Origin of the sequence: Bacillus sp. SIMBA_154 (assembly GCF_046536015.1) — a bacterium.
GTDB classification, from domain to species: Bacteria; Bacillota; Bacilli; order Bacillales; family Bacillaceae; genus Bacillus; species Bacillus pumilus_P.
In genome coordinates this window covers 1-12,833 of the sequence record NZ_JAWJBV010000014.1, presented here as the reverse complement: position 1 = coordinate 12,833, position 12,833 = coordinate 1, and the positions used below count along the sequence as shown (strand labels likewise).

At 43.5% G+C, this 12,833-nt stretch carries 9 protein-coding genes and 21 tRNA genes; 3 read left to right on the top strand and 27 right to left on the bottom strand.

What is annotated here, in order from left to right; genetic code table 11:
- Positions 1-42: 42 nt before the first annotated feature.
- From menC to R0K30_RS16170, 6 genes are all read right to left on the bottom strand, one after another.
- Entirely contained in the window at positions 43-1,167 is a 1,125-nt protein-coding gene (menC, locus tag R0K30_RS16195; protein WP_099728589.1) for an o-succinylbenzoate synthase, read from the bottom strand.
- Entirely contained in the window at positions 1,154-2,617 is a 1,464-nt protein-coding gene (locus R0K30_RS16190; protein WP_410611692.1) for an o-succinylbenzoate--CoA ligase, read from the bottom strand. The genes menC and R0K30_RS16190 overlap by 14 nt, the downstream gene beginning before the upstream one ends.
- A gap of 70 nt (positions 2,618-2,687) precedes the next feature.
- Positions 2,688-3,506, bottom strand: coding sequence for a 1,4-dihydroxy-2-naphthoyl-CoA synthase (menB, locus tag R0K30_RS16185; protein WP_034325142.1), 819 nt, complete (start codon positions 3,504-3,506; stop codon positions 2,688-2,690).
- Positions 3,507-3,520: 14 nt separating this feature from the next.
- Complete coding sequence (gene menH / locus R0K30_RS16180; RefSeq protein ID WP_249705358.1) at positions 3,521-4,348, bottom strand: 2-succinyl-6-hydroxy-2,4-cyclohexadiene-1-carboxylate synthase; 828 nt, start codon at positions 4,346-4,348, stop codon at positions 3,521-3,523.
- On the bottom strand, positions 4,333-6,075 hold the full coding sequence (gene menD, locus R0K30_RS16175; RefSeq protein ID WP_410611689.1) for a 2-succinyl-5-enolpyruvyl-6-hydroxy-3-cyclohexene-1-carboxylic-acid synthase: 1,743 nt from the start codon (positions 6,073-6,075) through the stop codon (positions 4,333-4,335). Before menD ends, menH begins: the two co-directional genes overlap by 16 nt.
- Positions 6,068-7,486, bottom strand: a complete 1,419-nt coding sequence (locus tag R0K30_RS16170) for an isochorismate synthase (protein WP_099728585.1) — start codon at positions 7,484-7,486, stop codon at positions 6,068-6,070. The genes menD and R0K30_RS16170 overlap by 8 nt, the downstream gene beginning before the upstream one ends.
- A 382-nt stretch (positions 7,487-7,868) precedes the next feature.
- Between R0K30_RS16170 and R0K30_RS16165 the strand changes: the two genes are divergently transcribed.
- The 3 genes from R0K30_RS16165 (at position 7,869) to R0K30_RS16155 (ending at position 10,221) form a co-directional block, all read left to right on the top strand.
- Complete coding sequence (locus tag R0K30_RS16165; protein ID WP_099728584.1) at positions 7,869-8,807, top strand: 1,4-dihydroxy-2-naphthoate polyprenyltransferase; 939 nt, start codon at positions 7,869-7,871, stop codon at positions 8,805-8,807.
- A gap of 116 nt (positions 8,808-8,923) precedes the next feature.
- Entirely contained in the window at positions 8,924-9,658 is a 735-nt protein-coding gene (locus R0K30_RS16160) for a TraR/DksA C4-type zinc finger protein (RefSeq protein WP_410611686.1), read from the top strand.
- An 86-nt stretch (positions 9,659-9,744) separates the two neighbouring features.
- Positions 9,745-10,221, top strand: coding sequence for a TspO/MBR family protein (locus R0K30_RS16155; RefSeq protein WP_410611684.1), 477 nt, complete (start codon positions 9,745-9,747; stop codon positions 10,219-10,221).
- A 75-nt stretch (positions 10,222-10,296) separates the two neighbouring features.
- Here R0K30_RS16155 and R0K30_RS16150 read toward each other — a convergent pair.
- From R0K30_RS16150 to R0K30_RS16050, 21 genes are all read right to left on the bottom strand, one after another.
- Positions 10,297-10,368: transfer RNA gene (locus R0K30_RS16150), tRNA-Glu, on the bottom strand.
- Between the two features lie 7 nt (positions 10,369-10,375).
- Positions 10,376-10,466: transfer RNA gene (locus R0K30_RS16145), tRNA-Ser, on the bottom strand.
- Between the two features lie 4 nt (positions 10,467-10,470).
- Positions 10,471-10,545 (bottom strand) — tRNA-Asn (locus R0K30_RS16140).
- Between the two features lie 6 nt (positions 10,546-10,551).
- Positions 10,552-10,628 (bottom strand) — tRNA-Ile (locus R0K30_RS16135).
- 16 nt (positions 10,629-10,644) lie between these two features.
- A tRNA-Gly gene (locus R0K30_RS16130) sits at positions 10,645-10,718 on the bottom strand.
- 11 nt (positions 10,719-10,729) lie between these two features.
- Positions 10,730-10,805: transfer RNA gene (locus tag R0K30_RS16125), tRNA-His, on the bottom strand.
- A 27-nt stretch (positions 10,806-10,832) separates the two neighbouring features.
- Positions 10,833-10,905 (bottom strand) — tRNA-Phe (locus tag R0K30_RS16120).
- Positions 10,906-10,923: 18 nt separating this feature from the next.
- A tRNA-Asp gene (locus R0K30_RS16115) sits at positions 10,924-11,000 on the bottom strand.
- Positions 11,001-11,023: 23 nt separating this feature from the next.
- Positions 11,024-11,100: transfer RNA gene (locus R0K30_RS16110), tRNA-Met, on the bottom strand.
- Positions 11,101-11,122: 22 nt separating this feature from the next.
- Positions 11,123-11,215 (bottom strand) — tRNA-Ser (locus R0K30_RS16105).
- A 7-nt stretch (positions 11,216-11,222) separates the two neighbouring features.
- Positions 11,223-11,299: transfer RNA gene (locus R0K30_RS16100), tRNA-Ile, on the bottom strand.
- A gap of 4 nt (positions 11,300-11,303) precedes the next feature.
- Positions 11,304-11,377: transfer RNA gene (locus R0K30_RS16095), tRNA-Met, on the bottom strand.
- Between the two features lie 25 nt (positions 11,378-11,402).
- Positions 11,403-11,475 (bottom strand) — tRNA-Ala (locus tag R0K30_RS16090).
- Between the two features lie 8 nt (positions 11,476-11,483).
- Positions 11,484-11,560 (bottom strand) — tRNA-Pro (locus R0K30_RS16085).
- A 7-nt stretch (positions 11,561-11,567) separates the two neighbouring features.
- Positions 11,568-11,644, bottom strand: a tRNA-Arg gene (locus R0K30_RS16080).
- 11 nt (positions 11,645-11,655) lie between these two features.
- Positions 11,656-11,741 (bottom strand) — tRNA-Leu (locus tag R0K30_RS16075).
- A 12-nt stretch (positions 11,742-11,753) separates the two neighbouring features.
- A tRNA-Gly gene (locus R0K30_RS16070) sits at positions 11,754-11,825 on the bottom strand.
- A 30-nt stretch (positions 11,826-11,855) separates the two neighbouring features.
- Positions 11,856-11,938, bottom strand: a tRNA-Leu gene (locus R0K30_RS16065).
- A 7-nt stretch (positions 11,939-11,945) separates the two neighbouring features.
- A tRNA-Lys gene (locus R0K30_RS16060) sits at positions 11,946-12,021 on the bottom strand.
- A 37-nt stretch (positions 12,022-12,058) separates the two neighbouring features.
- Positions 12,059-12,134: transfer RNA gene (locus R0K30_RS16055), tRNA-Thr, on the bottom strand.
- 33 nt (positions 12,135-12,167) lie between these two features.
- Positions 12,168-12,243: transfer RNA gene (locus R0K30_RS16050), tRNA-Val, on the bottom strand.
- Between the last annotated feature and the right edge of the window lie 590 nt (positions 12,244-12,833).

The following is a 12,833-nucleotide window of genomic DNA, read 5'->3' as shown; positions in this document are numbered from 1 at the left end:
ACATATTTTCTATTGGATGTGCAAAAGGTGATGATCTCGTTTTCATTTTACAAAATCATGTTTTGTGAACACGTCAATTTTATCTGAGAAAGAACGGAGCGCTTGATAATCAACTTCCACACCCATTCCTGGTGAACGAGGAACCTCAATAAACCCGTTTTCAACTTTGATTTCAGGAAAAATGATATCCTGCTCCCAGTATTTTGACGAAGCTGAAATATCACCTGGGATTGTAAATTGCGGAAGCGAAGCAAGTGCCACGTTCTGCGCACGGGAAATGCCTGTTTCAATCATCCCCCCGCACCATAACGGAATTTGATGCTCCTTACAAAACGCATGAATTTTAAGTGCTTCTGTCAGCCCACCAACTCGTGAAGGCTTCACATTAATAATCTGACAGCTGCCTAGTTCTACAGCTTTTCGGGCATCGTCTAAAGAACAAATGCTTTCATCCAAACAAATAGGTGTTTTTAAATGCTTTTGCAAATGACGATGATCCACAATATCATCTGCAGCTAAAGGCTGTTCAATCATTAATAATCGAATGTCATCAAGCTGCTTCAGTTTACTAATATCCTTTAATTCATAGGCAGAGTTTGCATCCGCCATTAACGGAAGATCAGGGAAAGACTCTCTTATCTTTTGAAGGAGTCCAATATCTTGTCCCGGCTTAATCTTCACCTTCACACGCTGGTAGCCTTGGTCAACATATTGCTGAATTTGCTGAAGCATTTCATCAATGGGTCCTAAACCCGCCACAACACCAGATGGAATTCTCTCTTTCTTGCCGCCTAATACGTCGCGTAAGGACTTATTCTCACGCTTCGCATAAATATCCCAAACAGCCGCTTCAATTCCCGCTTTGGCCATTCTATTGCCTTTAAAGTGGTACAGGCTGTCTGGAATTTCTGAAGGGTGTGTAAAAGAACGCGTCAGCACGTTGGGAATAAAGAAAGCCCTTAGCATGTGATAACAGGTTTCGATTGTTTCTTCTGTATACCACGGGGAAGAGAAGGCAGACACCTCTCCCCACCCAGTCAATCCTGTTTGATCTTTTACCTCGACAATAATAAACTCACGCTCTGAGATTGTGCCTAAACTTGTTGTAAATGGCTGCTTGAGCTTCATCGTGACATGATATAATATCACTCGTTCAATTTGAATCATCTAAAAAAACCCCTTTGATCCTGAGTCTGTGCCTCTGCAATTTATTCGACGCATTTCTTGGCAGCTCGTCCACAAAGTGAAAAGCAGCTGGCCATTTATACTTGGCTAAATGCGACTGACATAAAGCATAGAGCTCATTCTCAGGTATCTTATGGTCTGTCACAAGAAAGGCAGCAGGTACCTCTCCCCATCTATCATCATATATACCCGTCACTCCGGCTTCTTTTACATACGGATGTGTTAAGAGAACCGCTTCAATTTCCGCAGGATAAATATTCTCTCCACCAGAAATAATTAAATCTGAACGTCGGTCGAGCACAAATAAAAACCCTTCCTCATCCACATAGCCAATATCCCCTGTTTTCAGCCAGTCTTGATCAAAAGCAGCAGCGGTTTCTTCTTCACGGTGAAGGTAACCTTTCATTACATTTGCACCTTTGACCATAATTTCACCATGCTCAAAAGGTCGACAAGTGCGTTCTCCACTTTGAATCTTCAGTTCACATCCAAATAGAGGTTTTCCCGCAGATCCAAGCTTTTCTACACTAAATTCAGGCGCAAGTGTCACAATTTGTGAGCAGGTTTCCGTCATACCGTACGATTGAAACACAGGAAAGCCCTTCTCTTTGCTCTCTTGAAGCATTGCATACGGCGCAGGTCCTCCGCCTAATAAAAGACAGCGTAAAGAAGACGGACATTCTTCTAGCCTGCTTAATAAACGGGATAACATCGTTTGAACAACTGATATCATTGTCACACGATGCTGTTCAATTGAATCCTTTATTTCATCAACGTTAAATTTTTGATGAAGCACGACGGTCATGCCATATATAACAGATTTAAATAGAGCTGATAAGCCGCTTATATGAAAAAGGGGCAGCGCAATGAGCCAGCGGTCGTCCTCTCTGATGCCTACATTCAGTGCAGAGGAAACAGCACTATGAAAATGATTGCCAAACGTTTGCTCCACCCCTTTTGGACGCCCTGTCGTTCCAGATGTATACATGATGGTCGCTGTTTCATTCAAATCAAAGTCTTTCTCGATTTTCTTTTCATGATCTTGATCAGCTTCAGGTAAAGTTTCCATTGTATAAACAGGTAAATCACCATCATGATCCTTCGCATAAACAGGTTCTGTTAATAAAACCTTGGCTTTTGAATCTACAAGCTGATAGAGTCTTTCAGTTTTTGTTAACTTATTGTTCAATAGCACGATTTTTAATCCTAATAAAAAACAAGCATGAACAAGCATCACCATTTGAGGATGATTGTTCATCAAAAGCGCAACCGTCTCCCCTTTTTTCAGTGATGTACGTGCAAGTCTATTTGCAAGCTCATCTACTTCAAAGGCTAATTCGCGAAATGTCCACTTTTTATCTTGATAAATGAGCGCGACTCGGTCTGGCGTTAAATAGGCACGGTGCAGCAGCCAATTGGGTTGCTTCATCATGACACCTCCTTTTCGTAAAAGAAAACAGCTTAGTCTGATGCACTAAGCTGTTTTCATTCATATCATTGAATCAAGGGAAACGCGGGAACTGACCGAAGTCCGGCTTGCGTTTTTCCTTAAAGGAATCGCGTCCTTCTTTTGCTTCATCTGTTGTGTAATAAAGAAGTGTCGCATCCCCTGCAAATTGCTGAATTCCAGCTAATCCATCCGTATCTGCATTAAATGCAGCCTTCAAGAATCGTAAAGCAGTCGGGCTCTTTTCTAGCATTTCCCCACACCACTTCACTGTTTCTTCTTCAAGCTGCTCTAATGGTACAACTGTGTTGACAAGTCCCATATCAAGCGCTTCTTGTGCATTGTATTGACGGCATAAGTACCAGATTTCTCTCGCTTTCTTATGACCAACAATACGTGCAAGATAGCCTGAGCCATAACCAGCATCAAAGCTGCCTACTTTTGGTCCTGTTTGTCCAAAAATGGCATTGTCTGCTGCAATTGTCAGATCACAAACGATATGAAGAACATGTCCCCCGCCAATCGCATAACCTGCAACCATCGCAATGACTGGTTTTGGAATGACACGAATCAAACGCTGTAAGTCTAATACGTTTAGACGCGGAATTTGATCGTCTCCTACATAGCCGCCATGGCCGCGTACTTTTTGGTCTCCACCAGAACAGAATGCTTTACCTCCAGCACCTGCAAGTACGATCACACCAACATCAGAATTATCACGAGCGCGTGAAAATGCATCAATTAATTCACTGACGGTCTTTGGTGTAAACGCGTTATGTACATGTGGACGGTTAATGGTGATCTTTGCAATCCCATGATACGTTTCATATAAAATTTCGTCATACTGACGCTCAGTTTGCCATTCAATAGCCATCAATATTTCCTCCTTTAATCTTGCGCTAAAATAAACTCACTTACTATTTTACCAAAAAAATGTGGCTGTTCCACATGAACTGTATGCCCTACATGCTCTGCCAATGTTAATTGACTGCCTTCAAGCTCCTGCTGCATACGTTTGGCGATATGACAGAACTTTTCATCAAGCGTTCCGCATATGAACAAAACAGGCAGTTTGATATGCTTTAGTGCCTGCCACATAGACGGCTGTGAACCTGTTCCTATGCCTTCTAGGCTGCGAGCTAGCCCAAGGGGATTGGATTTTAGCCTTCCCTCTCTCAGTTGAGCCAGCCTGCCCGCTGATAAGGATTTCTGCGAAGCAAACAGCGGAATGTTCTCCCAAAAATCCACAAACTGAGTTAAGCCTTCATGTCTAATCTTTTGAGCCAGCTGATGATCCTGCTTTAGCCTTGTCATCCGCTCCTTGAAAGAGTGAATTCCTGGAGAAGTACTCTCAAGAATCAGTTTGTTTACACGTTCTGGATAACGGGAGGCAAATGATAAAGCAATACGCCCTCCCATAGAATATCCGAGAATATTCACTTTGTGAAGCTTTAATTGATTTAAAATCTCTGCAAGATCCGCCAGCTGCTGCGACATCGCATATCTTCTCACGCTTTCTGGCGAGTCCGTGCGGCCATGACCAAGCAAGCTGACCTGAATCAATCTTGTATTCTCCATATAGGCATTCAAGAACTGCCAAGAGGCTGCACTCCCTGTGAAACCGTGTAAGCATAACGTGGCATTCTCAGCCGATGGGTTTTGATCCACCACCTCATACGCCACACCATCACGCATTCGTATTATGAGAGAAGGCATTCTTTTTTCACTTCTCCTAAAATCTCATCCATCATCTGGCGGTGCTTGGCTACACGGGAATGCCGGTCTGTTTCAATTTCGATTAAATGAAGGCCAGGCTCATGTATATGCGTCATGTACACATCGTGTAATTCTTGCTTCGTTGTTGGCTTCGAATAGGTTCCCCCATACAACTTCGATGCATACTCAAAATTCAGCCCAGTCGGCGTACCGAAGAGTTTCTCATAATACGGTTCATCAGATGCCTGCGGAAGGAAAGAAAAGATTCCTCCACCATCATTGTTTAACAAAACAACCGTCAGTGGAATTTCCATCAGCTTAGCGGCAAGAAGCCCATTCATATCATGGTAAAAAGACAAGTCTCCAATGACCAGGGTGATCGGTTGTTTCAAAGCCGCATACGTTCCAAGTGCTGTGGACACAACGCCGTCAATACCATTTGCCCCGCGATTCGCCATCATACGAAAAGGTGTCGACTGAGTTTCAAAAAATGTATCCACATCACGAATCGGCATACTATTTCCGATAAAAAGCACACTCTCCTTTGGCAAGAGGTGCTGAAGCTGACGATACACATTTCCCTCGAATGCCAGGTCCTCATCAGAATATTGGGCTGCATGCGTTCTAAAAGAAGAATTGACACGTTGCCAGCAGTTTAAGTAATTTGTATCCTCTCGTTGATCCGCTCTATTTAAGACTTCACCTACAAAAGTAGCCACATGACTTTCAATCACGTATGATGCACTTAATCCAGGATCACGAAAACCTCCGCCAGCATCTACCACAATCTGCTTCACTTCTGCATGCTTTTCCAACCACTTGAATAAAGTCTTAGACACAGGCATCGGTCCAAAACGAATCACCATATCAGGCAATAGATGCTGCTGTAATGCTTCATCTTTCAATAAAGAGTCATACGCATCGATAATCAACCCTTCATTTTCATGCCCATTTCGTAAATGAGAAAGCGGGTCAGCTAAAATGGGAAAATGAAAGGCTTTCGAAAGACGTATCACTGCCTCTTGCTCTTCCTTCGTATGAAGTTCACCAGCAACAATCAGCCCTCTTGTGGATTGGTTCAGAATTGACACTAATTCAGACATGACATGATCGTTTGGGAAAGCCTGACCTGCTGCTAATACATTTTTCGTTTCTTTTGCTTCTCTATGAAAAGGATCAATAGACAGATCAGGTACCAATGGTTCTCTCAGTGGCACATTGACCTGAACAGGTCCTTTAGGCTCCTGCTTTGAGATGTGACTTGCTCTAGCGGCAGCAGTCTGTACATACCGCAGCATCGTTTGACTTTTTTCAGGCAATGCTAAGTCTGTGAACCATTTAACAAACTTACCGAATAAGAATTGCTGATCAATCGCTTGAGGAGCCCCAACTTCCCTCAATTCGTGCGGCCGATCAGCAGTTAAAACAATGAGTGGTACCCGGGAATAATGAGCCTCTACAATGGCTGGGTAAAAGTTAGCAGCTGCCGTACCTGATGTACAAATGAGCAGCACTGGTTTTTGACTCGCTTTCGCAAGACCCAGCGCATAAAAAGCAGCAGACCGTTCGTCCACTAACACATGGACATGGATGTCTTGATGGGCAAGAGCCAGCATCGCAAGCGGGGTTGAACGGGAACCAGGACAGACAACCGCCTCCTTCACACCACCTTGTACAAATTCATCCATCAATCTGCCAATATATGTTGTCATGATGTGATTATTCAATCGGACGACCTCCAAGAGCAGACAGCATTGGTCTTAATTTCACTTGCGTTTCCTCGTACTCCTGCTTTGCAAGGGAATCCTCGACAATTCCGCAGCCAGCGAACAAACGAACATGTTCTTCCTCAATAAGACCTGACCGAATCGCTACAGCAAATTCTCCGTTGTCCTGAGAATCGATCCAGCCAACCGGTGCGGCATACCAACCACGTTTCAGCGGTTCAATTTCACGGATCACCTCAACCGCCTTTTCCTTCGGATATCCTCCTAATGCTGGCGTTGGATGGAGCTGCTCTATTAATGAAAAGAGGGAACAGCTGCTTTTGATTTCTCCTACAATCGGTGTAAATAAATGCTGAATGTTTTTTGTTTTATAAAGACTTGGTTGATGAGGTTTATGCACGTGATGGCAGTTTGCCTCAAATGCTTGCTCAATCATATTGACGACAATTTGATGTTCAATCAAATTCTTCTCATCGTGAAGCAGTTCCTCACCTAATGCTTGATCTTCGATTTCATCTTTCCCGCGTACAATGGAACCTGCTAAGCATGATGAAAAGACTTCATCACCGCTTTTTTTGACTAAACGTTCCGGTGTGGCCCCAACAAACGCTTGTCTTCCCTGTTCTATAGCAAATACATAACTCGTCGTTTGGTGCTTTAATAATTCTGCTAATAGTGGAGCAAGTTCAATTTGATTTTTATAGTGAAGCAAGACTTCTCTTGCTAAAACAACCTTTTCATATTCGTTCGCACGAATGTGCTCTGTCGCTTCATGGATCGCCTTCATCCATTCCTTCACATCCAGCTCTTCCATATGAACTAGCTCAGCTTGTCCATCAGTTCGTACCGGCAATGTCTCGAAACGAGAAGCTTTCTGTTCTAACTCTTGAATGAGCTGATGAACATTCCCGTCCACCTGCTTCCATTCATTGATCGTAAGAAACGTGCCTTCTGTTGAGACAGTCAGCATCATAGATGGCACAAAAAGATGAGCCTCGCCAAATGCTTCCCAGTGACGCGCCTTCTCTTCATACGGATCAAATGAAAATCCTCCAAATAAAAGCGGACCAACAGCCGCATGCTTTAACTCCTTCTCATCATGAAAATGGAACATGTGCTGTTTTAGCTGTTCCCATTCATGATGAACTGTCTCGAATCGTTCCGTGCCTTGCTCAGATGATTTAATGACGGCCGCTCTGCCAAGTCCAGAAAATATCATTTGGCTTTCTGGATCAGACCAAAAAAAACGCTCGCCTAAAAAATCCGCTTCGCCGCTTTGGAAAAAGGCAAGAGGATCCAGATCGTCAACTCTTCTGGAGTAGCTTATCAAAACAGCATGGTTGACGTTATTCGCTTCTTCTAATGTCGCAAGCGCTTCCTGCCGGAAAGTACTTTGCACTGTTGTCACCATGATACATTCCTCCAAAATCCATGAAATAACATAAAAAAATAAAACCATCATGTGAAAAATACATGAACATTCGAGTATGTCGAATGACCTGTTTTTCTATTATAAACCTTAACAGATGAACTTAGTAAAGAAAACAGCTTTTAAAACCTCGAATCCTTATTATATCACGCTTTCAAGATTTTTTCGCTCCCGCTTATCGAAACGAGAGCATCTAAAGAAAAATGGCAAGATTTGTCCCAAGATTAAGCTTTCTCTCTATATGGCAACGATTAGCAAACATCTTTTTCAGGTTTCATCGCATCAATATATTGACACCTTTTTGAACTTTGCTAAACTGGAATTTGGACGTGTACGTATTTTTTTATTTAAAGGAGTATATTTTATGCAGCATCAATCGATAACAGATCAGCTTTCACCGATTAAGCCTGATAAGAACTGGCGGATTTGGTGGAATTTATTACGACCGCATACATTAACAGCCGCATTTATTCCCGTTACTTTAGGAACTGTTCTAGCACTTCCGAGTGGTCAAATACATGTTGGCCTATTTTTAGCTATGCTATTTGCATCTATGTTTATCCAAATTGCAACGAACATGTTTAATGAGTATTTTGACTATGTTCGCGGGTTGGACAATGAGAAATCTGTCGGCATCGGCGGCGCCATTGTTAGAAATGGTGTGAAGCCAAAAACAGTTCTCAGCCTCGCTTATGCATTATTCGCACTCTCTCTATTCCTTGGGATTTATATTTGCATGATGTCTAGCTGGTGGATTGCACTTATAGGACTTATTTGTATGGCAGCAGGCTATTTCTATACCGGTGGACCTGTACCAATTGCTTATACACCATTTGGAGAACTTGTGTCAGGTGCTTTTATGGGATTAGGAATCATCCTTATTAGTTTCTATATCCAAACAGGAACACTGACGTCAACAGCTGTTCTCGTGTCATTGCCGATTTCTATTTTAGTTGGAGCCATCTTACTGTCGAACAATATCCGGGATTTAGACGGCGATAAGGAAAATGGACGTAAAACACTTGCTATCCTTGCTGGACGAAAAGCTGCAGTGAACATTCTACTTTCCATGTTTTTGGTATCATACGTACTCATTTTTGTTTATATCCTCACAGATATCATTGGCCTTTGGAGCCTTCTTGTTTTACTCAGTGTGCCGAAAGCATATACAGCCATTAAAGAGTTTAAGCAAAAAGAAAAGCCAATTGAATTAATGAATGCCATGAAGTCTACAGCTCAAACCAATACATTTTTCGGTTTCCTGTTAACGATCGCATTGATATTACAATATTATATTGCGTAACATACAACGCCTGCAGCCGCAGGCGTTTTTTATGAGGAATTGCTTCAAATTGGAACAAGTCTTACATGCAAAATTGCTCATACTAACAATATGTTTGATATGAAAGGATGATCGCATTGTTGTCTAAAGACGAATTACATCATTTGAAGCAGAGACTTCTCGATGAAAAACAAGAAATTGAAGCCAATAGCCATGACGATGAACAAAAAGTATCATTTCCTTATGATGCAGTCGGAGAACTGTCTGCCTATGACAACCATCCTGGAGACCAAGGAACAGAACTGTTCGAGCGCGGAAAAGATATTGCCTTAAACAGTTTGGCACATGAACATTTGTCAGACATCAATGAAGCACTCCAAGCAATCGCAGACGGCTCTTATGGTGTGTGCAAGGTATGTAAAGCCCCTATTCCTAAAGAACGCTTAGAGGCCTTGCCTACCGCCGTCACATGCACAGAGCATTCAAAAGAGCAGACCGTTTCACAAAATCGTCCCATTGAAGAGGATTTGTTAAATCCACCATCAGGACAATTTGAAAATGAAGAAAGTGCTGCCTACGATGGAGAAGATGCATATCAAGACGTAGAACGCTACGGCAACTCTGATACCCCGTCCGATATGGAATTTCCTCCCGAGACATACGATGATGTGTATACACAATCAGAAGATGAAGATTATGTTGAAGACTATGAAGGATTCGCAGCTGCTGATCTCGAAGGAAAAGCAAGCAAGATGTATCCGAATAAAGCACACGAAGCCTATGAAGATGCATTAGATGAAGAAGGCGTCATGACGGTGTTTGGTGACTTGAAGCCGTACGAAGAAGAACCTTATACAGAAAAAAATCAATAGGCCCCTCATATTGGGGGCTTTATGTTTATATCATGTAATAATTGGGAAATCACTTTAAGAGTGAATTTGATTGGAGGAGATTCTTGATGGCTAGAAAAAGTATCATTTGGGCGATTATCGTCTTCTTTATTACATACGCACTATTCTCTATTGCAGGGTTCTTGTTCCCTATTGACAGAGAATGGTATGATGCATTAAACAAACCGGAATGGACACTTAGTGGGGGTGTGATTGGAGCTGTGTGGGCTGTCTTATTTGCTCTCATCTCGTTGTCCGCAGCGATTATTTATGGGAAGTATGGATTTCAAAAAATCACTTTACCGTTTTGGATTCTTTTTCTTTTAAATTATGTCTTCAATCAAGCCTTTAGCTTTTTTCAATTTACACAAAAAGATTTGTTTGCCGCTACCATTGACTGCCTGCTTGTTGCACTGACAGCACTCGCACTTGTCATCGTCTCACGTAAGCTCAGTAAAGTCGTTTCTATTTTACTAATCCCTTATGTCTTATGGGGATTCTTTGCGACATACTTGTCTTATACGATCTATTCCATGAATATGTAAAAAAGACCGCGATGATGGCGGTCTTTCGTTTTGATGAAAATAAAAAAGAGATCTTTCATAGATCTCTTTTAAAAATGACCCGTACGGGATTCGAACCCGTGTTACCGCCGTGAAAGGGCGGTGTCTTAACCGCTTGACCAACGGGCCAGATAAATGGCGGAGAAGGAGGGATTTGAACCCTCGCGCCGCTTGCGCGACCTACACCCTTAGCAGGGGCGCCTCTTCAGCCACTTGAGTACTTCTCCATTTTGGCTCCGCAGGTAGGACTCGAACCTACGACCGCTCGGTTAACAGCCGATAGCTCTACCACTGAGCTACTGCGGAAGATCATGGTGGGCCTGAGTGGACTCGAACCACCGACCTCACGCTTATCAGGCGTGCGCTCTAACCAGCTGAGCTACAGGCCCATGAACGATATACAAATGGAGCGGGTGATGGGAATCGAACCCACGACATCAGCTTGGAAGGCTGAGGTTTTACCACTAAACTACACCCGCAAAAATATGTATGGGGCGATTGATGGGAATCGAACCCACGAGTGCCAGAGCCACAATCTGGTGCGTTAACCACTTCGCCACAACCGCCATACTGTCAATATTTATTTGTAAAAGTGGCTCGGGACGGAATCGAACCGCCGACACACGGATTTTCAGTCCGTTGCTCTACCAACTGAGCTACCGAGCCATGTATTTCATTTAAAAATGGCGGTCCGGACGGGACTCGAACCCGCGACCTCCTGCGTGACAGGCAGGCATTCTAACCAACTGAACTACCGGACCAATATAGAGATAAGAAAAAAATTTGGTTGCGGGGGCAGGATTTGAACCTGCGACCTTCGGGTTATGAGCCCGACGAGCTACCGAACTGCTCCACCCCGCGATGATATGGTTTTTAAAAAATATGGCGGAGGAAGAGGGATTCGAACCCCCGCGGGCTTTGACACCCCTGTCGGTTTTCAAGACCGATCCCTTCAGCCGGACTTGGGTATTCCTCCGTATAGATGGTGGACCTTGTAGGACTCGAACCTACGACCGGACGGTTATGAGCCGTCTGCTCTAACCAACTGAGCTAAAGGTCCTTTATAGCGGCGGAGGGGATCGAACCCCCGACCTCACGGGTATGAACCGTACGCTCTAGCCAGCTGAGCTACACCGCCATGATAAAAATAATCCTTTAAAAAGTGGAGCCTAGCGGGATCGAACCGCTGACCTCCTGCGTGCAAGGCAGGCGCTCTCCCAGCTGAGCTAAGGCCCCATAAAAGATGGTCGGGAAGACAGGATTCGAACCTGCGACCCCTTGGTCCCAAACCAAGTGCTCTACCAAGCTGAGCTACTTCCCGATCTTAATGGCGCGCCCGAGAGGAGTCGAACCCCTAACCTTTTGATCCGTAGTCAAACGCTCTATCCAATTGAGCTACGGGCGCTTATTGTATAATGCCGAGGGCCGGACTTGAACCGGCACGGTAGTCACCTACCGCAGGATTTTAAGTCCTGTGTGTCTGCCAATTCCACCACCCCGGCGTGGATGGTATAAGCGGAAGACGGGATTCGAACCCGCGACCCCCACCTTGGCAAGGTGGTGTTCTACCACTGAACTACTTCCGCATTACAGGATTTCTTTATTTTGTTTGGCTATGCGGGTGAAGGGACTTGAACCCCCACGTCATAAAGACACTAGATCCTAAGTCTAGCGCGTCTGCCAATTCCGCCACACCCGCATGAAAATGGTGAGCCATGAAGGACTCGAACCTTCGACCCTCTGATTAAAAGTCAGATGCTCTACCAACTGAGCTAATGGCTCGCTTTAAAAGCGACTTGTCTATCTTACCATATGAAAGTGGTGCCGGCAAGAGGACTTGAACCCCCAACCTACTGATTACAAGTCAGTTGCTCTACCAGTTGAGCTACACCGGCTTTATCTATCCTAACATTATGTAAGAATAAATATGGTGGAGGATGACGGGCTCGAACCGCCGACCCTCTGCTTGTAAGGCAGATGCTCTCCCAGCTGAGCTAATCCTCCACTATGTAGGAATCTCTCGATCCGACAAAGATTATTATATACAGGTTTTACTCATTTGTAAAGGCTATATTAAAAAAATTTTATTTCATTTTTCGTTACGCATTTCTTTTCATAAATAATAGTCATTTCCCCTGTCAAAACTGCTGCAATTCAATGTTTATCAGCTAAACCTCTCCACTCTTTATTCTCTTTAAAAACATTCAATTCCTTCTGAAATATCAGCTCCCCATCATTTTTATACTTTAATGATATAGATATTCCTTATAGTTCATTGATAGGCGTAATATATTAATGAAATAGCAATAGGCTTATACATTTCCATTTAAATGAATTTGTATGCAGTGTCTTAGACAACCTACTACTCTATCTCTCTATTGTTTTCTCCATAGACAAGGTTTCAACACGCTCAATGTGCTTTCTCCTTGTTTTCAAAGCGTTTCGCTTGTAAATGAGGTGACGCTGCCATCGTTCATAAAACAAATGAAATCAGATAGACTTTCTTTCAAGTACCAGAAAAAAGACCAGTTCCGTCTGGAACTGATCCTTAGAAAAGCTTGGCGGCGTCCTACTCTCACAGGGGGAAACCCCCA